This window comes from Bacillota bacterium (assembly GCA_013178125.1).
Classification (GTDB): Bacteria; Bacillota; SHA-98; order Ch115; family JABLXJ01; genus JABLXL01.
On sequence record JABLXJ010000012.1, the window covers coordinates 70,582 to 91,688 of the forward strand.

Sequence of the window (21,107 nt, forward strand, 5' to 3'; positions counted from 1 at the left end):
GTCACACCATCACCCCTCCCTCCGCTATGCTATGCGCCGGTGAATACACGCTTCAGCGCAAGCGCCAGGATCGACAAGCCCTCATCTATATCCTCCCGCGTCACGATGAGGGGCGGCACGAGTCGCAATGTATTATCGCCGCAAGCAGTGGTCAGGAGGCCGTTTTTCATAGCCTCTGCGACCACATCGCGAGCCCGCCCGGCGAGCCCGATCCCAACCATGAGACCCACGCCGCGCACCTCGGTGATCTCCGGAACACCCGTGGCCAGCTTCTTCAGTCCATCCCGCAGGTAATCCCCCATCACCCGGGCGTTTTCGATTATGTTCTCATCCCTCAGGGCCTCGAGCACCGCGATGGCAGCCGCCGTGGCCAGGGGATTCCCGCCGAAGGTGGAGGCGTGGCTCCCCGGTCCAAACGCCCCCGCAACCTCATCCCGGGCCAGGACCGCCCCTATCGGCACGCCCCCCGCGAGCGACTTGGCAAGCGTTATGATGTCGGGCTCGATCCCATAGTGCTCATAGGCAAACATCTTCCCCGTGCGGCCAAGCCCCGTCTGGACCTCGTCTATTATAAGGAGGCACCCGACTTTCTTACATATTTCCCACGCGCCCCTCAGGTACTCCGGAGTCGCGGGGCGAACCCCGCTCTCGCCCTGGATCGCCTCGAGCATGACCGCGCATGTCTTGTCGGAGCATGCGGCCTCGAGCGCCGCAAGATCGTTATACGGCACGTGCTCGAAGCCGGGCACGAGGGGTTCGAACCCCTTCTGGTATTTGGGCTGGCCTGTAGCGCTGATCGCTGCGAGGGTCCGGCCATGAAAGGAATCATGGGCTGATATGATCTTGAACCTCCCCTCGCCGGACTTCATACTGGTGTACCTGCGCGCGAGCTTGATCGCGGCCTCATTGGCCTCCGCGCCGCTGTTGCAGAAGAAGGCCTTGCCGAAGTGGGTCCCGCTGACCAGCAACCTGGCCAGGTGGGCCTGCGGCTCTATATAATAGAGATTTGAACAGTGAATCAGGGTCTCGGCCTGTCGCTTTATGGCCTCAACCACCCGCGGGTGGCAGTGACCCAGGGAGTTCACGGCTATACCTGCGACGAAGTCCAGGTATTCCCCTCCCTCGGAATCCACGACCCTGACGCCGCTCCCCTTCACCAGGGCCACAGGGAAGCGCGAATAGGTATTCATGACATATTCCCTTGTCAAATCCATGATGCGGCCCGCCCTGCTCGTGCCCATGCCTACGCTGGTCCCCGCAACATTATTCCCCGCAACACTACTATCGCCATTACCGTCACCAATATTACAGGTGTTACAGGTCACAGAATATCACTGCCCCTTTACAACCATAGTCCCGATTCCCTTATTCGTAAATATCTCGAGCAGGAGCGAGTGGACAACCCTCCCATCGATTATGTGGGCCCGGCTCACCCCAGCCTCGAGCGCGTTCACGCATGCTTCCAGCTTGGGGATCATCCCACCCGAGATGCACCCGTCATGAATCATATCCCGGACGTCCTCGGCGCCTATCAAGGAGATCAGGGATGTCCTGTCCTCGGGGTCCGCGAAAACCCCCTCGACATCCGTTAGGAGGATGAGTTTATCAGCCTTCAACGCGGCCGCGATATGACCGGCTACGTGATCAGCATTGATATTATACGGTCGCCCTTCCGCGTCGCTTGCAATCGGGGCTATTATGGGGATGAAACCCTCCCTGCTCAGGACATGGAGGATATCCGGGTTGACAGTCTCTACATCTCCGACAAGGCCGAGGTCGGAGCTATGCTGCCGCGCCATGAGGAGATTCCCGTCGCGTCCCGAGAGGCCGACACCCTTCCCCCCACTCTTGTTTATCAGGGCGACTATCTCCTTGTTTATCCGCCCGGCGAGGACCATCTCCACGATATCCATCGTCTCCTGGTCGGTCACCCTGAGGCCGTTGATGAACTGGGGCTTCTTCCCAAGCCTATCCATCATCTGGGAGACCTCGGGCCCGCCACCGTGAACGACCACAGTGTTTATACCAATATATTTTAATAGCACTATATCCTTGGTGACCGCCTCTTTGAGGCCGGGGTCGGTCATCGCGCTCCCGCCGTACTTGATGACGACCGTCTTACCGCAGAACATCCGGATGTAGGGCAGTGCCTCGATCAGGATCCTGGCCTTCTCAGCTACCTTTTCCACCGAGCCCCTCCCCCTTTCCCGCTAACCTTATCCTGAAACCTAATAAACCTAACTACCTAACTCCTGTAACTTGCATTGATCTTCACGTAATCGTATGTCAGATCGCACGTCCAGGCCGTGGCTGTCTGATCGCCGCTCCTGAGATCGATTGTCAAAACAACATCGCGCTTGCGCAGCTCGTTCCTGGCCTCCTCTTCATTGAAGGGAACGGCCGCCCCGCCCCCGGCTGTCTTGACATTGCCTATGAAGATGTCAACCTTCCCCGGGTCGAATTCTGTACCCGAATAACCAACTGCCGCGATAATCCTCCCCCAGTTTGGGTCCTCGCCGAATATGGCCGCCTTGACGAGGTTCGAGGACGCGACAGCCCTGGCCGCCAGCCTCGCATCTGTGACCGTGGGCGCGCCCAGGACTCTGACCTCGACAAACTTGGTGGCGCCCTCCCCGTCGCCGGCGATCATCCTCGCAAGCTGCATAGTGGCACCATCGAGCGCAGCCTTGAATTCCATGAAATCCCGCCCCGGGACCGTCACCTTGGGATTGTCCGCCAGGCCGTTGGCGAGGATGGCCACCATATCGTTGGTGCTGGTGTCGCCATCTACAGTTACCATATTGAACGACTTTTCAACAGATTCCCGGAGGGCCGTTTTTAAGAGGCCCGGGTCGATGGCGGCGTCCGTGGTGAGGAACGCCAGCATGGTCGCCATATTGGGGTGAATCATTCCCGACCCCTTGGCCATGCCTCCGATCCACACCCTTGATGGGCCGAGCGTGAAGTCGACGGCGACCTCCTTGGTCCGGGTGTCGGTGGTCAGTATCGCCTCTGCAGCCTCCTGTGAGCCTTCGCGGCTGAGCCGGCCTGCAGCCTCGCGGATCCCAGCCTCGATCTCATTGATCGGGAGCTTGACCCCTATGACGCCCGTGGACGCAACCACCACCCTGTCGGGAGCGATCCTCAGTTCGCTGGCGGCGACCTCCGCCATGCGCGAGGCGTCTCTCATGCCGGCCTCGCCCGTACAGGCGTTGGCGTTGCCGCTATTCGCCACGATAGCCTGGGCCCTGCCCGCAGCGATATTCCTGAGCGTCAGGAGAACCGGCGCCGCCTTTACCTTATTAGTCGTGAAGAGGCCCGCGGCGCTGGCCTCAACCTCCGAGCATATGAGGGCAAGATCCTTCCCGCCCTGCTTTTTCACGCCGCAGTGCACACCTGCGGCCATATATCCCCTGGGAGCCGTGACACCGTTCTGGCTCATCCTCTACCCCCCCTGTCTGGCAACCCCCTGTTTGGCTATACCGGCTATGCCGTCCGGCCTCGACCCGCAATCCGCGGGTTGGCCCGCAACCCACAGTTCGACCCACAACCCGCAGGTCACGGTCACGGGAAGAGCGGGGGGCGGTCGAGGCCGCAGCCCTCATCAATGCCAAACATTATATTCATATTCTGGACAGCCTGGCCCGCCGCCCCCTTCACCAGGTTGTCGATTGCCGCCATGATGACGACCCTTCCAACCCTTTCATCGAGCCGCAGCCCTATATCGCAGAAGTTCGACCCCCAGACGGCCTTGGTCTGGGGCAGGCGCCCGCCATCCAAAATGCGGACGAAACGTTCGCCGCGATAGAAGTCCCTGTAAAGCTGGATCAGTGAGTCTATGCTGATCCCACCGCCGGCCGCCTGGACCGGGGCGAGGTTCGCATAAACTGTGGTCAGGATTCCCCGGGTGATGGGAACTAGGTGGGGCGAGAATGAAACCCTTATGTCCCCCCCACGCAAGAGGGAAAGCTCCTGCTCGATCTCGGGCGTGTGACGGTGGCCCGGGATGCCGTAAGGCCTGGCATTTTCGTTGCATTCCGGGAAATGATAGCTCTGCGACGGGGAGCGCCCCGCCCCCGAGACCCCTGACATCGAATCAATAATGATGCTGGAAGGATCGACGAAGCCTGTTCTCATGAGGGGCGCCAGTGCCAGGATCGCGCTCGTGGGGTAACAGCCTGGATTCCCGACGATGCGCGCCCCTCTTATAGACTCCCGGTGCAATTCGGGCAACCCGTAGACGGCCTCTACAAGGAGAGCCGGGGCATCGTGTTTCCTTTTGTACCAGGCTTCGTATACGCCCGCATCGCGGAAGCGAAAGTCCGCCCCGAGGTCGATCAGTTTGACACCCGCGCCACCCGCGCCGACCCCGGCGCTCTTCCCCATGACGCTCCTTGCTATCTCCATCGCAACCCCGTGGGGAGCGGCCGTGAATATAACGTCAGATCGCTCCGCAACCTCGACGGGAGCCAGGCCCTCACACACCAGTTCCGTGCCCCGGGGACCGGCCAGCCCGAGCAGGTTGGGGAAAATGTGGCCGAGCGGCTGACCTGCATAAGTCCGAGATGAAACACATGTTATCTCAACCCCAGGGTGCCCAAGCAGAATCCGCGCCAGCTCCCCGCCTGTGTACCCAGAGGCGCCTATTATGCCAACCCTTATCATCTTTCCCTCCACTGCATTCCCGAGATTCCCTTGATCTATCATATCGCATCGCACTTAAACATCTCGCTTATACACTCCACGTCTATATCATATATCACGCCTATATCGCGCCTGCACATCACGCCTGCCGCCTGCCATATCCCACCTACGCGCTCCACTTATACACTCTCCTGGTCCTTCGGTTTAGAGCCATGATTCCCACCGAGGTCCTCCGACGACGCGCAGAGGACATGCAGCGCATGCAATATTTGTCGTATGCAATATTTATACAGCATATTCGCATAAATATTCATTCCATAAAGCCCCTGAAACTAAAAAACCCACTCTAACCTCGATTCCACCCGGCCTCCAGGTTAAAAGGGCGCCCGTGTCCACATGTGCACACCTGCAAACACGGTCCCGGGCTATCCGCCACCCTATCCCTAATCCTGCCCTATCCTGGCCCGAGGACTGGACCTGGATCGGATAGCCCGGTAAAATGCCGCCAATCATAACCAGTCATAAATCGCCGATTTACAGGTTAAACGTCCCGTACTTCTTGAAGTGTTCCACGAGCCCGCCGTCAGACAGGATTTTGAGCATGACAGGGGGCAGTGGTTTCGCCTGGATCTCTATCCCCTTGGTTATATTCCGCACCACCCCCCTGCCGAGATCAACCTCGAGCTCGTCACCGCTATCAATCTGGCTCGTATCACACTCAACCACCGGCAGACCCTTATTGATAGCATTCCTGTAGAAGATCCTCGCAAATGATTGCGCAATAACCGCGCCAATATGCGCATGTTTTATGGCGAGCGGCGCTTGCTCCCGCGATGAGCCGCAGCCGAAGTTCCTCCCGGCGACTATGAAATCCCCTTCCCTGACCTTATTGTAAAACTCGGGATCGAGGTCCTCCATTACGTGCTTCGCAAGCTCATTCATATCAAGGGTCTTGAATTTATACTTCCCGGATATTATATAATCCGTATTAATGTTATCGCCAAATCTATGAGCCCTTCCAGTCAACCCGGCCCCTCCCCCACAGATCATAAGTCATCAATCAATAAACCCGGCATGTGCTCCACTCTCGCATCCGGGCCACCTTCCCACGCTCGTTCCCGCGCTCGTAGCGGCGTGCCCCGCACCCCTATTCATACACCCATGCATCCAGAACGCACATTCATACAGAACTCATACAAACTCCCGGGGATCAGCGATCTCGCCACACAGGCTCGACGCCGCCACCGTAGCCGGGGATGCGAGGTATATCTCGGCCTTATTGTTCCCCATCCTGCCCTTGAAGTTCCGGTTGGCCGTGGATATAACCGTCTCGCCATCGGCCGGCACCCCATTATGAGTACCAACGCACGGCCCGCAACCCGGCGTCACAACCGCAGCGCCAGCCTCGATAAGGTCCTGCAATATACCCTCCCGGATCGCATCGAGATACACGCGCTTTGAAGCCGGGGCCACGATGAGCCTGACCCTTGGGTGGGCCTTCTTGCCCCTGAGAATCCCGGCGGCGATGCGCAGGTCCTCGAGCCTGCCGTTGGTGCATGTGCCGATCACAGCCTGGTCAATCTTAATGCCCCGCACCTCTGAGACCGGGGCGACATTATCCACGGTATGGGGCCTGGAAACCTGGGGCGGTAGGTCGGAAACATCATATTCGAGAACCCGCGCGTAATTCGCATCCTCATCGGCGTAAATAGGCCTTGGCTCCCTGCTGGAGTGGGTCCTGACCCACCTCATGACCTTTTCATCAACGTTCATGAGGCCCGCCTTGGCGCCCATCTCGATGGCCATGTTGGAGATTGTAAACCTGCTCTCGACGCTCAACTCGGAAATGGCCTCACCTGTATATTCCGCAGCCATATATGTCGCACCGTCCGCCGTAACCTGGCCGATCAGGTAGAGTATCAAATCCTTGGAATATACCCCTTGGGGCAGCCGGCCATGGCAGACGAACTTTATCGTCTCCGGAACCTTGAACCAGAGGCGGCCGGATATCATGGCCGCTGCCAGGTCCGTGGAGCCCACCCCTGTCGAAAAGGCCCCTAGAGCTCCATAGGTGCAGGTGTGAGAATCAGCGCCCACCACGAGGTCGCCCGGCACCACGTGGCCGCGCTCGGGCATGAGCTGGTGGCAAACACCCTCACCTATATCATAGAGCTTGACATTGTGCAGCGAGGCGAACTCCCGCATCATCCGGTGGAGGTTGGATACCCCCTCGTTGGGGCTCGGAGCCGAATGATCGATCACGAGGGCAACCTTGCTATCATCAAACACATGATGCCCGTTCATCTCGTTGAACGCCTTTATAGCCAGGGGAGAGGTCCCATCCTGACCCATCACGAAATCAACCCTGGCCACGACAAGGTCGTTTGCATAAGCGTCCTGGCCGCAGTGATTGCTGAGAATCTTCTCCGCGATCGTTTTACCCAAACATGTCCCCTCCATCACCTAGGCTTGCGTCCGATTTTTTTCCCGGACATAGTCATCATAAATGTAAACCAGCTCCTTGTCAAACAGGCATCTCTTCAGATTTACAGCGGCTGCCCGCACCCTGGCAAGGATTTCGTTGGCTGCCTGGCTATCGAGGGTTATTCCATATTCCTCGAACTTCGCGATGATAGCCCTGGTCCCCGAGTGTTTCCCGATCACGATCTGTCGCTGCAGCCCGACTTCCTCGGGGGCGAATACCTCGTAGGTTGATGTATGCTTCAGCACCCCGTCGGCGTGTATGCCGGCCTCGTGAGCGAACATGTTGGTGCCAACGATTGGCTTCCACGCCGGCAATTCCCTCGCCGATGCCCTTGCCACGTATTCCGATAACTCCCTGAACCTCTCCGTCTTGATGCCCAGGTCGATACCGTGCAGATGCTTCAAGGCCATTACAACCTCCTCGAAAGCCGCGTTGCCCGCTCGCTCGCCAAGGCCGTTTACTGTAACGCCGACATACCCGGCCCCCGCGCGGAGCCCGGCCAGGGCGTTGGCTGTGGCCATCCCGAAGTCATTGTGGGTATGCATTTCGATGTCGATGCCGACGGTATCTATGATGGTCTTAATGCGCTCATATATCGTGAATGGATCCATGACGCCGACGGTGTCGCAGTATCGCAGCCTGTCAGCCCCGGCGTTTTTTGCAGCGGTGGCGAACTCAATGAGGAACTCCATATCCGATCTCGAAGCGTCTTCCGCATTGACCGAGACATACAAGTCGTGCTTCTTGGCATATTCCGTCGCCTTCACCATGCTGTCCAGAACCCATTGCCTGTCGGCCTTGAGTTTATACTGGATATGTATGTCCGATGTCGAGATGGAGATCGCCACGGCATCGACCCCGCATTCGATGGAAGCATCTATGTCCGCGATAACCGCGCGGTTCCAGCCCATTATGCTCGCGTTCAGCCCGGCGTTCACTATTGCCTTGATCGCTTCCTTTTCGTCGCCACCCATAACGGGGATCCCGGCCTCAATCTGGTGAACTCCGATTTCATCAAGGATCTTTGCGATCCGGAACTTCTCAGAGTTGGCAAATACCACGCCTGCAGTCTGCTCCCCGTCGCGAAGCGTTGTATCCACGATCTTTATGTCCTTGCGTAGCCCTGCGCTATTCGAGGAAGGCGCAGCAGCATTCACTGTCGCTCCCATCCAGCTCCTCTCCTTTCGGGGCCTCAGGCCCAGATATAGCTCCAATGTCTCTTCCCGCGTTTCCATTACTATATACCAGGAGGGCTAATCTTGTCAAGAGCGAATTTGTATATTTATTCATCTGCCACATACGCAGCCAAATAGCTTTGCCTGCCTTGACATAAACCTCGCTCAGCCGGATAATATAGTGGGAGAGTCCAGAGTTGCTGAGAGCCAAGGAAAACAACACGGAGGCCGGGGAGGTATCCGCTGGTGATGGAGAGTGCTGGCCGCGCGCGTAATAGCAGTAATAGGCCTCGCAATAACAATAATACACTTAGAAACGCCGCGGGTGCTATTCTCCTGAGCCTGATCAGCCTCATAGTCATCCTCCGCATCACCAGGGGTTCTGTCTTCCTGCCAGATCTCTTCCGGATAGATCCCCTCTTCATGAGCGCAGCAGCTGCCCTCGTCCTGGTTGGGTGGCTACTTGACGCCATAAGGCTTATTATCCTGCTCAGGGCCCTGGGGGGCAGGATCGGCCTCTTGAGGTGCCTCTCCATCACCCTTACCGGGGCCTTCATCTCAGGCATCACGCCCTTCGATACCGGCGGGGAACCCCTCCAGATATACCTCCTGCACCAGAGCGGTATAACCCTGGGGGAATCCACGGCGGTCATAGCCATGAAAATCCTCCTGAGCTCCCTTGCCAGGCTCTTTCTCGGGAGCATAATCCCGGTATGGCTATTCTTCAGTAAGAAGACATGGGATATCCCGCCAAGCATGGGTATAGTGATCACTGTAGGGTTACTGCTCTACGCTCTTGCTTTCGGCATCGGCATACTCTTTCTCATCCGACCGGAGCTTGCAAACTCGTTACTGCCGCTTATTCTCCGCAATCGGGTCATGTCCCGCCTGATCTCTCCATCCACGACGGAGGCGATTATTGAGAGGGTTCGCACAGGGGTTCTCGAATTCAGGGGCGCCATAGCGCGATTTATGCAGGAGGGCCGCTGGGCCCTGGCTGCCGCCATAATCACAAGCCTCCTGGGGTGGGCTGTGCTCTTCTCCATACCTGTGCTGCTGCTGCGCGGGCTCGGCATCGACCCGCCATATGCGGAGGTTTTCGGCATCATAGGCCTCTTCTACCTGGCTGCAGCGTACGCGCCCACGCCCGGCTCAAGCGGCGCCATGGAGGTTGGCTTCGCCGTTCTGCTGGGGAGGTTCGTCCCCTTCCAGCTGATCGGCATCTTCGTGGCCGCGTGGCGGTTCATAACCTATTACCTGACGCTCTTCATCGGGGGTTTCCTGTTTGCTATGGGGATAAGGCGCGGCTGGGGACAAAAGCGAGGGCCGGAGGATTGAGAATCGAGGGCTATATCGAGGGCGATGTTGAGGACCAGGGGTTCATGTTGCCCGGTCATTGGCCCGGCCCGGTCATTCCTCTACGAGGTGAATCTTGGCCCCGCAATTATCGCACTCCCCGTTTTCCATGTGATACCCGACAACCGCAAACCCCCGGCGCTCTATAACCTTCTGGCCGCAATTATAGCAATACGTGTCATTGCCATCCCCGCCCGGCACGTTACCGATATAAACATACTTCAACTTCTCCCGGGCGATGTCCATCGCACGCCTGAGCGTAGAGATGGGAGTGGGGGGAATATCCAGCTTATACTGCGGGAAATACCGCGAAAAGTGGAGCGGTATCTCGGTCCCGACAGAGGCAACCCAGTCCACCAGGTTGCTTATCTCGTCGGGGGAGTCGTTGAGGGTCGGTATTATTAGATTTGTGAGCTCTATATGGCATTTGCCGTGCGCCCGTTCCACCGTCCTTAGGACCGGTTCGAGTTCACCGCCGCATATCCTCCGGTAGAACTCAGCTGTAAATCCCTTAACGTCTATGTTCATTGCATCAATATACGGAAGGAGTTCGGCGAGGGGCTCCTCATTTATCTCGCCGTTCGTCACGATAACGTTCTTCATTCCGGCCTCGCGCGCGAGCCTGGCCGTGTCAAACACAAACTCATACCACACCAGAGGCTCTGAATAAGTATACGCAATCCCGATGCATCCCATGTCACCGGCATGCTTCCTGGCCATACCCACCAGGGTCCCGGGCTCGATGCGGCGCGTCGGGGGGTCTCCCTGGCTTATCTCCCAGTTCTGGCAGAAACGACACAGCAGGTTACAGCCGCGCGTGCCAATTGAGAGGATAGTTGACCCGGGGAAGAAGTGGTAAAGGGGCTTCTTCTCGATGGGATCGAGCGCGAGCGAGGTGTATTCCCCATAGCCTATTGCATAGAGGGTTCCATCGACGTTCTTCCTGGTGCGGCAAACCCCGACCGTCCCCGGCTTGATCCTGCACCGCCTGGGGCAGAGCAGGCAGCGGGTGGCATCGTCGAGTTTCTCGTAAAAGCGCGCCTCAATCAAGCCTATAACCTCCCGACACCTATGCATGATAACATAGTACCTGGCCGCCCTGGCGGGATAAAGGTGTACCGTCCCTTACATACCATATAGCAGAGGGTCCCGTGTTTGAGGTGAGCAAGTAAGTCTGCGAGCGAATTGACCCCTGAGCGAGCAGACTACTTGCTCACCTCCTCCCGCAGGATACCCTGCTAGGTGCTACGTGAAAGGCGGTGCATTCTATCCCCCAGACGGCCTAGTACTAGAAATAGCGCACGACCTCGAATCTCTCCAACTCCACGTCCTCATCAGCCCGTATCCCCGCCTTGCGTTTCGCAATCTCGACCTGCTGAGCGACGGTCTCGATACCTTCCAAGTCCGGGAGGAGCAACCCGCTCCGGCCGCCCCGCCTTACAATAACCCCGTATCTCCTGGGGTCGAGCTCGCCCGGCCCGGATATCTTCTCCGGCGGGGTGAGTATATCGACAGAATAAACGAGATCGTCAAGCTCATACGGCTCGACAGGGGTAAAGCGCGGGTCCTCTGTCGCTGCCGCTATGGCATTGTGGATAACCTCCTCCGCGATGCCGGCACGGGTCGGGGTTACCGTCCCGATACACCCCCTCAGCTGCCCATGCTTCTTGATGGAGCAGAACACACCGGCACGGCCCGAGAATTCCGGCGGGAGGTCACCAGGCGCGCGGAGAATCTCGCCATGCCTGACATACTCCTCCACAGCAGCCCGGGCCAGCCGGACTATGGGGCTCTCCTTCCTGCGCCTCTCCTCAACCTCTGCAAGCTGCCTCGCATTCATCTTGCGCAAGAACTCCCGCTCGCTGCGTGGACTCCCGGGTTTAAAGACCGCCACCCCATATCCCACCCCAAAAGGGCCCTCGTATGATAACACCTCACCTGTAGCCTCAAGCCCGTCAAGCGTCCCAAGCAGGCTTATGATGGGCCGGTACCCACACTCCCCGGCTCGCTCCACAAGCGATTCATCCAGCCCGAGGATGCCATCGACATCGACCTCGCGCAATAGTGAGATAATCCTCTCATCGAAGACCGCCCCCCGGGGGTCATACCCGGCAGGGGCCGCGGGGATCAACCGGTGGGAGAGGTCACCGCTCGCTATAATGACGGCCCTCACATCCTCGCCCTCTATCGCCTCTCTGAGGCTCCTGCCAAACCTGTAAACATCCGGGAGGCTCAGAAAGGTGGTTCCCATCGCAACGAGGCTGGCAGTTACCCCTGCCTCCCTCAGGTAGTACATTGGAACGAGAACGCCGTGATCCAGCGAGGTATACTCCCTATAACGGTAACGCGTCCGGCCACCCGCCTGCTGCTCGTCCAGCCTGAATATCTTGATCCCCTGCCGCGTCGCCCTTTCTTCAATGGCCGATACCAGCTTCAGGTTATTCTCGAACGAGAGGGCCACCTCATGCGCCCCGAAGGCGCCAAAATCACCCTGTAAAGTCCCGGCACCGTAAATGGCTACCGCATTCTGGAAAACAAGCGCATGTGGGCTTATCACAACAACAGTATCGGGCCCGGCCTCCTTGACCATTGACGCCAGCTTCTTCATGGCGCTCTCGGTCTTCGCAACACGAGCGAGCTCTCCCCCGCCCACTTCCGGGATCAGGAGCGGTGGGTGAGGCGAAAGCGCACATAGCAACATCGAACCCATTTCTAACACCTCCTGGTGCATGCTCCCAACATCCCGACTTCATCCTGGCTTTATCACCCTCGAAGTATTACCTGGAAGTATCCCCCCAAAAAGTACTTCCTCAAAAGAAATCATTTCCTCGCCTCAATAAGGCCTTCATCCCTCTCGAAAGGGGTATCAAGGATTATGTGACCTGCTACCGTGGAGCCTTTCCTGCCTTCAATGAGAATCTGCACCTTTTTTATATCCGGGAGCTCCGTGAGGCTATTCACGATCGAGTAGACTGTAAGCTCCTCCGACCGGCTGCCCCCCCAGTGATTCTTTGAAAGCTCAGAACTGAAATCGACATGAGCGACCCCGTCAGGGGCGATCCAGAGCTCCCGTAACGATGTGCCCTTTGGGATGGTGGGCGAGAGGACGCTCTCCCCCGCGGGCCCGCTTATCAGCTCCTTTATGATGTATGTCGCCTTCCTCCGCACATCCGCCCCGGGGTAATCCCCGGGGGCCTTTCTTATCTCCGGCATTAAGAAATCATCAAAATTGGTGGGGCCGCCGAAATAGAGGATCATCTCGCCGGGCTCGGCCCTGAGCGTAAGATCTGTCGTCTTCAAAGAAGCCCCGCCCGTCGCCACCTCCCCGGGCGTCTTCGACCCCGGTTGCCTTGAAGATTTTTCAGACTTGTACTTCTCAACAAGATAATCTACCGTCCCGTGAAATATCGCCTCGGCCATCCTCTGCCGGTACTCGGGGTCGCCGAGCATGGCCTCCTCCCTCGGGTTAGATAGGAATCCGACCTCAACGATGACAGCGGGAATCGTCGTGGTTCTCAGGATGTAATAGGAATCACCCGGCTTGATTTTGCGAAGATTTGGACCAAGCCTCGCAACGATCTGCTTCTGGATGGCGGAGGCAAGGTGCTTGCTGTCACCGGACCTCGAGTGGTAGAAGGTCTGCGAGCCCGACCACATGGGCTCAGGGAAGCTATTCGCATGTATGCTTATAAATAAATCCGCATGCGCCTTGCGCGCAGCCTCGACCCTTTTATCTAAGTCTTCCCGCTTCCAGTAGGCGATATCCGCATCCTGGCTACCGGCGAGCGTCCGGTCATCCTCGCGCGTGAGGATCGTGTATATCGCCACCCTGTTCATGAGCGCAGCGAGCCGCCTCGCTATGTCCAGCACGAGGTCCTTCTCCGCCAGTCCGCCGCGCCCTATGGCTCCCGGGTCCGTCCCACCGTGGCCCGGGTCTATGGCAATGACCTTACCGCACACAGCATCGGCAAGCGAGGAGGTGGCCTCGAAAGATGTCCGAAGAAGGGCCACGGCCAGCAGGCCGGAGATCACGATGAAAGCCAGAGCAGGGAATACAAACGCCTTGTTGAACCATAACACCATGAGAATCCTTGACACAGGGCGTCCCCCCACACTCAGATTTTGGGATGGACCTTCATAGACCTTCATAGCCGGGCTTTGTCCTTTTAGCCCTTCTACAACCTATGCGGGGAACGCCCCAAAGATGTTCCTAAATATATTCCAGAGATGTCATATTCATTTCTCGGTGCAAATCACCCGGTACCCCCCGCCCTTTTCGACCTCCCGGGCATTCCCGAAGACTTCTTGAATCCTGGCGCGCAGGCTCCTGGCCCCCTGTTTCGTCCTGGCAACCATCCACATCGTCCCTCCGGGCCTGAGATGCTCCCGCGCCTCCTCGATCATACCGTAGACAACGGCTTTCCCGGCGCGGATGGGCGGATTCGAGAGGATCGCATCGAACTCTATGCCGTCGACGGCCGAGAGCCCCTCCCCGCACCGGACCTCGGCGTTCAAGATCCCGTTCCTCCCGATATTCCTGCGAGCGAGCTCGCACGCCCGCTCGTTGACGTCCACGAGATACACCCGGCCATGACTGGCCAGGTTGGCCGCAACGATGCCTATAGGCCCATACCCGCACCCCAAATCGAGGACCACATCGTGAGGGAGTATGGTCATGGCCTCGATCAGGAGCTCCGTGCCTGGATCGATCCTCGATTTCGAGAATACTCCGGAATCCGTGATGAAGGTATATTCCCTCCCACGGAGCGTGCAGCGGATCTCGCGCTCGCGCCGTGGGGCCGCAGGCTCCCGGCTGTAATAATGCTCAACCACCAGGTTTTACCTCGCTTGATATAGGAGGCTCCCCCTTTATCGATTTTACAAGCTCCACCACGGCCTCCATGTCCTTGTCCTCGCCCTCGACGACGAAGCTGCAAGCCCCCTCGCACCCATCGACTCCGCCGGATGCTACATGAGTCGCGCAAGCGTTTCCAAGGATGGCGAACGCCTCGACCTCCGTGACTATAGTCCCATTAACAACAGGGATCATACCGCACGGGGTCCCTGTGACGTAACCGAACTTGTCGAGGCCCATAAGCCTGGCTGCATCTATAACCGATGGCACGAGCTTCTCGAGGCCCACAGGCATGATGAGGTGAGCCCCCTTAGCGCTTATCACGGGGAGCGCGGTGCCAATAGTACCGCCCGAGGCGCCTCCGACCAGGATGCCAGCATTGCCTTCCATATCGATGGCGTTTGCACCCTTTATAAAAACATCATCCGGCCCAAACTCCTTGAGCAGGCTCTCCCATGGCCCCTCCACCGGCCTGCCGCCCTTCAAGGCAAACACGGGAAGCCTGTGCTCCACAGGGGTTATAGCGAGCCTCCCTTTCGTTATAACGCCAGCAGTATACCGCCCCTTCTCCAACTTCACCCCGAGGAGCTCCTCAGCAACGAAGGCATTTGTGGTCCCGCCCGCTATGATGACCCTCCCGCTTTCAAAGGCCTCCCTGACCTCGGGCATCCTGGCAACCGCCCTGGCTATGAGCCTCTTCGACTCTGCGGGAGTCAGGGTAAAAAGACACCTCATGAAATCATGCACCTCCAGGGTACATCACTTCGAGAAGCTTTGCCCATTTCCTGCTGGCCCTTCCCGCCGCGCCAGCCTTTTCTATAATAAACAACAAAAGGGCCTGTTAAGCCCTTTTGCCTGAGCCTCCCACTCTGCTACCAGCCGTCATCCCGCATCAACGCATAACGCCATTAACGCTTGGAGAACTGAGGCGCCTTGCGAGCCTTTTTGAGGCCGTACTTCCGTCTCTCTTTCATACGTGGATCCCTCGTCAGGAGCCCCGCCCTCTTCAGCGGCGAGCGCAACTCTTGACCGACGTTGAGCAAGGCCCTTGCAATCCCATGTCTCACAGCACCGGCCTGCCCCGTGGTGCCTCCTCCCTCGACGCTGGCGGTAACATCATACCGGTCCAGCATACCCGCCAGGCGCAGGGGCTCCTTGACAACGATCTCCAGGATCTTGCGACCAAAATATTCAGAAAGGGGCTTCCCGTTTATGGTTATATTCCCGCTACCCGGGGTGAGCCAGACCCGGGCAACAGCGCACTTGCGTCTTCCCGTCCCGTAATATCGAAGCTGTGCTTCCATTCCTCTGTCCCCCCTTCAACTAGCCTTCTATCTCGAGCTTTTCAGGTCTCTGCGCCTCATGAGGGTGTTCCGGTCCCTTGTAAACCCTGAGCTTCCTGATCATCTTGCGACCCAACCTGTTGTGCGGCAGCATGCCCCTCACCGCATGCTCAATCACCCGTTCCGGCTTGGTTTTCAAAAGGTCAATGAGGCGGATGGCCTTGAGCCCGCCAGGATACAATGAATGAGTGTAGTATATCTTCTTATTTAATTTGTCACCCGTTACTGCCACCTTTTCGGCGTTCACGACGATGACGTGATCTCCAATATCCATATGCGGAGTGTAAATCGGCTTGTGCTTCCCCCGCAGCACGCGGGCAACCTGGGTGGCAAGCCTCCCCAAGGTCTTGCCCGTGGCATCAACCACGTACCATTTCTTCTCTATTTCCCCGGCCTTGACACTATAGGTAGCAGAAATCTTATTCATGAAACTTTTTCCCCCTTGACACGCTCACACAAAGCTATTTTATACATAAAAAACAGGAATGTCAACTTAGTACCTAACACACACGAGATATAAACCCCTCGCCGGCGCGGTTGGCCCGGCAACGCGCCGGTCCCTCGCATCAAGGACGCCCTTTACCCACTCAGGAGCCTCCCTGCCTGAGCCAACCCTGAGCACTGTTCCGACTATGATCCGCACCATATTATAAAGGAACCCATCGGCTTCGATTGTCATTGTGATAATCCGGCCATCCCTGGCCCACTCAAGTATCCTGACCTCACGCTCGAAGGTCTTCGCCCCACCGCCTGACGCCGCGAACGACCTGAAATCATGCCGGCCTACCAGGCATTCGCTTGCGGCGCGCATCCTGTCCAGGTCAAGCTCCAGGGGAACATGGTAGGCATAGTTCCTCAAGAACGCCGATGCATGGGGGCCTATTTGAATCTTGTAACAGTATACCTTGCTCTTCGCATCGTACCTGGCGTGAAACCCGACATCCACCTCGCTGGCGTCTATTATGCGTATATCCGGCGGGAGGATGCTGTTCAACGCCAGAGGGAACTTATCTACCGGTATCCGGCTCGATGTCCTGAAGTTCACAACCTGGCCGAGCGCGTGCACGCCCGCATCGGTCCGTCCGGCCCCGGTCACCCTGACAGGTTCTTTGAGGATGCTCAGGAGGGCCTTTTCGAGCTCACCCTGGATCGTCCGGACGCCAGCCTGTAGCTGGAAGCCGGAATATGCAGCGCCATCATACTCCATGACCAGCCTGATATTACGCTCCATCGCCCCATCCGCCCCGCCGGACCCCGGCAATAATCCCGGGCCTCATCGCGCGGTTCCTAAGTGACTCACACGCTTCCCAATCCCCAATCGACTCACAGTAATACCGCAATCGCCACAACAAACAAAACAGTAACCAAGCCCGCAACATAATCATTCAGCGTGGCCTTGAGCTGGCGCATCCGGGTCCGCCCCTCCCCACCACGGTAGCACCGCGCCTCCATGGCTATGGCAAGCTCATCAGCGCGGCGAAATGCGATCACAAAAAGGGGGACCAGGAGCGGCACCAGGCTCCTCGCCCTCTGAAATACATTCCCGCTCTCGAAATCTGCGCCCCGGGCCATCTGGGCCTTCATTATCTTATCGGTCTCCTCGAGGAGCGTCGGGATAAATCTCAGAGCTATAGTCATCATCATGGCGAGCTCATGGGCAGGCACGCCAACCCGTCTTGCCGGCCTCAGGATGGCCTCCATCCCGTCTGTGAGCTGGATGGGTGAGGTCGTCAGGGTCAACATGGATGTGGCCACGACAAGAAGGACTAGACGGCCAACCATGAGCACGCCCTTATAAGCGCCTGCATAAGTAGCAATCAACGGTCCCAGCTCAAAGAGCTCCCTTCCCGGGTTCATAAAGAGGTGCAACAAGAAGGTCAGCACCAGGATTATGATAAGCGGCCTCAAGCCCCGCACGATATACCCCGGGGGTATGCGCGACAGCGCCACTACTGAGCCCACGAAAAGGAAAAACAGTACATAACCCCAGAGTTCCTCGACAAAGAAAATGCCCACGACCACCGCGAGCGTCAGGAGTATCTTCGTCCGGGGGTCCAGCCGGTGCACTATCGAATCGCCCGGTATATGCTGGCCTATTGTAATATTGCTGAATATGGGCATCGTCTACGCCTCCGGAGCGCCCTTCCCGGGCACGAGCCATGGTAAAAGCTCGTCCTTCGCTTCATCCACGGTCAGAACATCAGTCCGCACATGCCATCCCCTTCGCGCCAGCTCCCGCATGAGCTCGGTGACCTGAGGAATGCCCAGGCCCATTCCCCGCAATTCCTCGGCCCTCTTGAACACCTCCCGGGTCGGCCCGTCAATGGCTATTTTGCCCCTCTTCATTACGATCAGCCTGCCAACAAGCTCGGCGACATCCTCCATGTTATGCGAGACCAGCACGATAGTCAATTCAAGCTCAGTATGAAGCCTTTTTATCTGCCCAAGGATATCATCCCTGCCCCTTGGGTCGAGGCCCGCCGCAGGCTCATCAAGGACGAGCGTCTTCGGCTGCATCGCCAGGACCCCAGCGATGGCGACCCGCCGCATCTGGCCACCGCTCAACTCAAAGGGCGACCTATCCTTCACCTCTTCATAATCCAGGCCAACGATCCCGAGCGACCATCTGACCCGACTCTCCACCTCATCCTCAGAGAGGCCGAGATTCCTGGGCCCAAATGCCACATCCCCGTAAACGGTCTCTTCAAAGAGCTGGTGCTCGGGGTATTGAAAAACAAGGCCGACCTTGCGCCGGATATCTTTCATCTTTGTATCCCGGGAGCTCAGGTCGATATCGTCGATATAAACCTTCCCCCGCGTAGGCTTCAGGAGACCGTTAAAGTGCTGGACCAGCGTGGATTTGCCGGACCCGGTCTCCCCGATAAGGCCTACAAACTCCCCATCCTCTATGCTCACGCTTACATCATCAAGCGCTACAGCCTCAAAAGGGGTCCCCGGCATGTAGATATGAGAGACATTCTCAACCTTTATCGACATTATACATCACCTGAAGCGGCGACCCGGCGCGGCCCGTACATCTCATCCACATAAATGGCCATATCACTGACCTTGAAGATATCCTGGGGCAACCTCGCGCCAGCCTTGTTCAGCTCATATGCCAGCTCGGTCACCTGGGGGACATCGAGGTGCAACCCCCTAATCGTCTCCACCTGGCTGAAGATCTTCGCAGGCGTATCATCCATGACTATACTGCCGCCCTCCATGACGACAACCCTGCTGCCAAGGACCGCCTCGTTCATGAAGTGGGTAATGTGGACGACGGTCATGCCCCTCTCGGAATTCAGCTTGCAGATGGTGCGCATGACCTCCTCGCGGCCGGCCGGGTCCAGCATGGCGGTGGGCTCATCCAGCACTATGGACTCAGGCCGCATGGCAAGCACCCCTGCAATCGCCACCCGCTGCTTCTGGCCCCCTGAAAGCAGGTGCGGGGCGTGACGCTTATAATCCACCATATCCACAACCTCGAGCGCCCAATCAACCCTCTCGCGGATTTCAGCGGGCGGAACCCCAAGATTCTCGGGCCCAAAAGCAACATCCTCTTCTACTGTGGTCGCCACGATCTGGTTATCGGGATTCTGGAACACCATTCCAACGATCTGCCTTATCTTCCACAGGTTTTTGGGGTCCCTCGTGTCCATGTCCTTAACCAGGACCCTCCCCGAAGTCGGGATGAGAAGCGCGTTCAGGTGCTTCGCCAGCGTCGACTTGCCCGAGCCATTATGCCCCACAACCACGATAAACTCGCCCTTGTCAATGGCGAGATCGATCCCCGCCAGGGCGCCGACCTCATTATCCTGCCCCGACCCGTAAGCGAAGGAGACTCCCTCCAACCTGAACATCTCTTTCAAGCCCGACCCCCCCTGTTTCCAGCCCCTGGCTCCCTCTGGCTTCCTCCGCCCCCCTACACAAGCTCGACGATGACAAGCGGTGCGCTGTCACCCCTGCGTGTCTCGAGTTTGATGATCCGCGTATAGCCGCCAGATTTATCCTTATACTTCGGCCCTATATCGGAAAAAAGCTTCTTAAGAGCATCCTTGCTCGCGATATAGCTGGCAACCTGCCTCCTCGAATGAAGATCCTCCCGCCCGGCGAGGCTGATAAGCCTTTCGGCGATCGGCCGCATCTCCTTCGCCTTGGCCTCCGTGGTCCGAATTCTATCATGCAAAACCAGGGCCGTGACCATGCTCCTGAATGTCGCCTTCCTGTGCCCTGATGTGCGCCCAAGTTTCCTTTGCCCCATCTTCGTGCCTCCTTCCCCTGCTCCAGCTGAGCGAGATCCTTCGTTAGTCCTCCGATGGCTTGAGCGATAGCCCCAGATTCGCAAGCTTCGCCTTGACCTCTTCAAGGGACTTCTTCCCGAGATTTCTTACCTTCATCATGTCTTCCTCTGTCCTCTTCGTCAACTCCTCGACGGTGTTTATCCCGGCGCGCTTTAGGCAGTTGTACGACCTGACCGAGAGGTCGAGTTCCTCTATGGTCATCTCCATGGCCTTATCCTTGCCCTCTTCCTCGCGCTCAACCATGATCTCGACCCCACCCGGGGATTCCGTCAGGTTCACAAAAAGGGTAAGGTGCTCCCTTAGGATCCTGGCCGCGAGGCTGATGGCCTCCTTAGGAGATATGCTCCCATCTGTCCAGATCTCCAGGATCAACCTGTCATAGTCCGTAACCTGGCCGACCCTGGTATTCTCAACAGCATAATTGGCCTTGACGACAGGGGAATAGATCGAATCCACGGGGATGACCCCGATAGCCTGACCAAGCTTCCTCCGCTCGGCCGGCACATAGCCCCTCCCCTTATCAACCGTTATCTCCATAAACAGGCGGCCATCCTTCTCGAGCGTCGCGATGTGAAGGTCAGGATTCAGTATCTCAACATCCGGGTCGGCTATGATATCCGCCGCCGTAACCTCGCCCTCACCTTCGGCCTCCACCCTGATGACCTTAGGCTCATCGACATAAAGCCTTAACAGGAGCTCCTTGAGGTTCAGGATAATATCCGTCGTATCCTCGACCACCCCGGGTATGGTGGAGAATTCGTGCAAAACCCCATCTATCTTAACGGAGGTCACAGCGGCCCCTGGCAAGGAGGAGAGAAGCACCCTGCGAAGCGAGTTCCCGAGCGTAATGCCGTAACCCCTCTCCAAAGGTTCTATAACGAACTTACCATGTTTGTCGTCGTCGGTAGGGACGCATTCGATCCTCGGCTTCTCAATCTCTAACATTAA

Annotated in this window: 21 protein-coding genes; 1 reads left to right on the plus strand and 20 read right to left on the minus strand. The window is 57.7% G+C overall.

The window, feature by feature from the left end:
* Positions 1 to 29 precede the first annotated feature (29 nt).
* From HPY71_10905 to nifV, 7 genes are all read right to left on the minus strand, one after another.
* On the minus strand, positions 30 to 1,241 hold the full coding sequence (locus HPY71_10905; protein ID NPV54019.1) for an acetylornithine transaminase: 1,212 nt from the start codon (positions 1,239 to 1,241) through the stop codon (positions 30 to 32).
* A gap of 90 nt (positions 1,242 to 1,331) precedes the next feature.
* On the minus strand, positions 1,332 to 2,132 hold the full coding sequence (gene argB / locus HPY71_10910; protein NPV54020.1) for an acetylglutamate kinase: 801 nt from the start codon (positions 2,130 to 2,132) through the stop codon (positions 1,332 to 1,334).
* 113 nt (positions 2,133 to 2,245) lie between these two features.
* Positions 2,246 to 3,442: a bifunctional glutamate N-acetyltransferase/amino-acid acetyltransferase ArgJ gene (gene argJ, locus HPY71_10915; GenBank protein ID NPV54021.1), complete on the minus strand. Its 1,197-nt coding sequence runs from the start codon at positions 3,440 to 3,442 to the stop codon at positions 2,246 to 2,248.
* A 122-nt stretch (positions 3,443 to 3,564) separates the two neighbouring features.
* Positions 3,565 to 4,665 (minus strand): N-acetyl-gamma-glutamyl-phosphate reductase, encoded by a 1,101-nt coding sequence (locus HPY71_10920; GenBank protein NPV54022.1) that lies wholly within the window; start codon positions 4,663 to 4,665, stop codon positions 3,565 to 3,567.
* Positions 4,666 to 5,178: 513 nt separating this feature from the next.
* Complete coding sequence (locus HPY71_10925; protein ID NPV54023.1) at positions 5,179 to 5,694, minus strand: 3-isopropylmalate dehydratase small subunit; 516 nt, start codon at positions 5,692 to 5,694, stop codon at positions 5,179 to 5,181.
* A gap of 141 nt (positions 5,695 to 5,835) precedes the next feature.
* Complete coding sequence (locus tag HPY71_10930; GenBank protein ID NPV54024.1) at positions 5,836 to 7,104, minus strand: 3-isopropylmalate dehydratase large subunit; 1,269 nt, start codon at positions 7,102 to 7,104, stop codon at positions 5,836 to 5,838.
* 3 nt (positions 7,105 to 7,107) lie between these two features.
* A complete protein-coding gene (nifV, locus tag HPY71_10935) occupies positions 7,108 to 8,298 on the minus strand; it encodes a homocitrate synthase (GenBank protein NPV54025.1) in 1,191 nt (396 codons plus the stop codon).
* A gap of 252 nt (positions 8,299 to 8,550) precedes the next feature.
* Between nifV and HPY71_10940 the strand changes: the two genes are divergently transcribed.
* The gene (locus tag HPY71_10940) at positions 8,551 to 9,642 is read left to right on the plus strand and encodes a flippase-like domain-containing protein (protein ID NPV54026.1); all 1,092 of its coding nucleotides are present in this window, start codon (positions 8,551 to 8,553) and stop codon (positions 9,640 to 9,642) included.
* A gap of 72 nt (positions 9,643 to 9,714) precedes the next feature.
* Here HPY71_10940 and amrS read toward each other — a convergent pair whose 3' ends face one another.
* From amrS to HPY71_11005, 13 genes are all read right to left on the minus strand, one after another.
* Positions 9,715 to 10,710: an AmmeMemoRadiSam system radical SAM enzyme gene (amrS, locus tag HPY71_10945; protein NPV54027.1), complete on the minus strand. Its 996-nt coding sequence runs from the start codon at positions 10,708 to 10,710 to the stop codon at positions 9,715 to 9,717.
* Positions 10,711 to 10,948: 238 nt separating this feature from the next.
* On the minus strand, positions 10,949 to 12,370 hold the full coding sequence (gene amrA / locus HPY71_10950; GenBank protein NPV54028.1) for an AmmeMemoRadiSam system protein A: 1,422 nt from the start codon (positions 12,368 to 12,370) through the stop codon (positions 10,949 to 10,951).
* 110 nt (positions 12,371 to 12,480) lie between these two features.
* Positions 12,481 to 13,758, minus strand: a complete 1,278-nt coding sequence (locus HPY71_10955) for a hypothetical protein (protein ID NPV54029.1) — start codon at positions 13,756 to 13,758, stop codon at positions 12,481 to 12,483.
* A 138-nt stretch (positions 13,759 to 13,896) separates the two neighbouring features.
* Positions 13,897 to 14,493 carry a class I SAM-dependent methyltransferase gene (locus HPY71_10960; GenBank protein NPV54030.1) on the minus strand — a complete coding sequence of 199 codons (597 nt, stop codon included), beginning with the start codon at positions 14,491 to 14,493 and terminating at the stop codon, positions 13,897 to 13,899.
* On the minus strand, positions 14,486 to 15,250 hold the full coding sequence (locus HPY71_10965) for a hypothetical protein (GenBank protein ID NPV54031.1): 765 nt from the start codon (positions 15,248 to 15,250) through the stop codon (positions 14,486 to 14,488). Before HPY71_10965 ends, HPY71_10960 begins: the two co-directional genes overlap by 8 nt.
* 173 nt (positions 15,251 to 15,423) lie before the next feature.
* Positions 15,424 to 15,819 carry a 30S ribosomal protein S9 gene (gene rpsI / locus HPY71_10970; protein NPV54032.1) on the minus strand — a complete coding sequence of 132 codons (396 nt, stop codon included), beginning with the start codon at positions 15,817 to 15,819 and terminating at the stop codon, positions 15,424 to 15,426.
* Between the two features lie 19 nt (positions 15,820 to 15,838).
* Positions 15,839 to 16,285, minus strand: a complete 447-nt coding sequence (gene rplM, locus HPY71_10975; protein NPV54033.1) for a 50S ribosomal protein L13 — start codon at positions 16,283 to 16,285, stop codon at positions 15,839 to 15,841.
* 66 nt (positions 16,286 to 16,351) lie between these two features.
* Complete coding sequence (gene truA, locus HPY71_10980; protein ID NPV54034.1) at positions 16,352 to 17,089, minus strand: tRNA pseudouridine(38-40) synthase TruA; 738 nt, start codon at positions 17,087 to 17,089, stop codon at positions 16,352 to 16,354.
* Positions 17,090 to 17,181: 92 nt separating this feature from the next.
* Complete coding sequence (locus HPY71_10985) at positions 17,182 to 17,973, minus strand: energy-coupling factor transporter transmembrane protein EcfT (GenBank protein NPV54035.1); 792 nt, start codon at positions 17,971 to 17,973, stop codon at positions 17,182 to 17,184.
* Between the two features lie 9 nt (positions 17,974 to 17,982).
* Positions 17,983 to 18,855 (minus strand): energy-coupling factor transporter ATPase, encoded by an 873-nt coding sequence (locus HPY71_10990; protein NPV54036.1) that lies wholly within the window; start codon positions 18,853 to 18,855, stop codon positions 17,983 to 17,985.
* Entirely contained in the window at positions 18,855 to 19,718 is an 864-nt protein-coding gene (locus tag HPY71_10995) for an energy-coupling factor transporter ATPase (GenBank protein ID NPV54037.1), read from the minus strand. Before HPY71_10995 ends, HPY71_10990 begins: the two co-directional genes overlap by 1 nt.
* Before the next feature lie 62 nt (positions 19,719 to 19,780).
* The gene (gene rplQ / locus HPY71_11000) at positions 19,781 to 20,119 is read right to left on the minus strand and encodes a 50S ribosomal protein L17 (GenBank protein ID NPV54038.1); all 339 of its coding nucleotides are present in this window, start codon (positions 20,117 to 20,119) and stop codon (positions 19,781 to 19,783) included.
* Between the two features lie 43 nt (positions 20,120 to 20,162).
* The gene (locus tag HPY71_11005) at positions 20,163 to 21,104 is read right to left on the minus strand and encodes a DNA-directed RNA polymerase subunit alpha (GenBank protein NPV54039.1); all 942 of its coding nucleotides are present in this window, start codon (positions 21,102 to 21,104) and stop codon (positions 20,163 to 20,165) included.
* Positions 21,105 to 21,107 lie beyond the last annotated feature (3 nt).

Coding starts and splice junctions, on each gene's coding strand:
- HPY71_10920 (NPV54022.1), bottom strand. CDS start 4,665: ATGATAAGGGTTGGCATAATAGGCGCCTCTGGGTACACAGGCGGGGAG.
- HPY71_10995 (NPV54037.1), bottom strand. CDS start 19,718: ATGTTCAGGTTGGAGGGAGTCTCCTTCGCTTACGGGTCGGGGCAGGAT.
- rplQ (NPV54038.1), bottom strand. CDS start 20,119: ATGGGGCAAAGGAAACTTGGGCGCACATCAGGGCACAGGAAGGCGACA.
- rplM (NPV54033.1), bottom strand. CDS start 16,285: ATGAATAAGATTTCTGCTACCTATAGTGTCAAGGCCGGGGAAATAGAG.
- HPY71_10905 (NPV54019.1), bottom strand. CDS start 1,241: ATGGGCACGAGCAGGGCGGGCCGCATCATGGATTTGACAAGGGAATAT.
- argB (NPV54020.1), bottom strand. CDS start 2,132: ATGTTCTGCGGTAAGACGGTCGTCATCAAGTACGGCGGGAGCGCGATG.
- HPY71_10925 (NPV54023.1), bottom strand. CDS start 5,694: ATGATCTGTGGGGGAGGGGCCGGGTTGACTGGAAGGGCTCATAGATTT.
- truA (NPV54034.1), bottom strand. CDS start 17,089: ATGGAGCGTAATATCAGGCTGGTCATGGAGTATGATGGCGCTGCATAT.
- nifV (NPV54025.1), bottom strand. CDS start 8,298: ATGGGAGCGACAGTGAATGCTGCTGCGCCTTCCTCGAATAGCGCAGGG.
- HPY71_10965 (NPV54031.1), bottom strand. CDS start 15,250: ATGAGGTGTCTTTTTACCCTGACTCCCGCAGAGTCGAAGAGGCTCATA.
- HPY71_10930 (NPV54024.1), bottom strand. CDS start 7,104: ATGGAGGGGACATGTTTGGGTAAAACGATCGCGGAGAAGATTCTCAGC.
- rpsI (NPV54032.1), bottom strand. CDS start 15,819: ATGGAAGCACAGCTTCGATATTACGGGACGGGAAGACGCAAGTGCGCT.
- HPY71_10990 (NPV54036.1), bottom strand. CDS start 18,855: ATGTCGATAAAGGTTGAGAATGTCTCTCATATCTACATGCCGGGGACC.
- argJ (NPV54021.1), bottom strand. CDS start 3,442: ATGAGCCAGAACGGTGTCACGGCTCCCAGGGGATATATGGCCGCAGGT.
- amrA (NPV54028.1), bottom strand. CDS start 12,370: ATGGGTTCGATGTTGCTATGTGCGCTTTCGCCTCACCCACCGCTCCTG.
- HPY71_11005 (NPV54039.1), bottom strand. CDS start 21,104: ATGTTAGAGATTGAGAAGCCGAGGATCGAATGCGTCCCTACCGACGAC.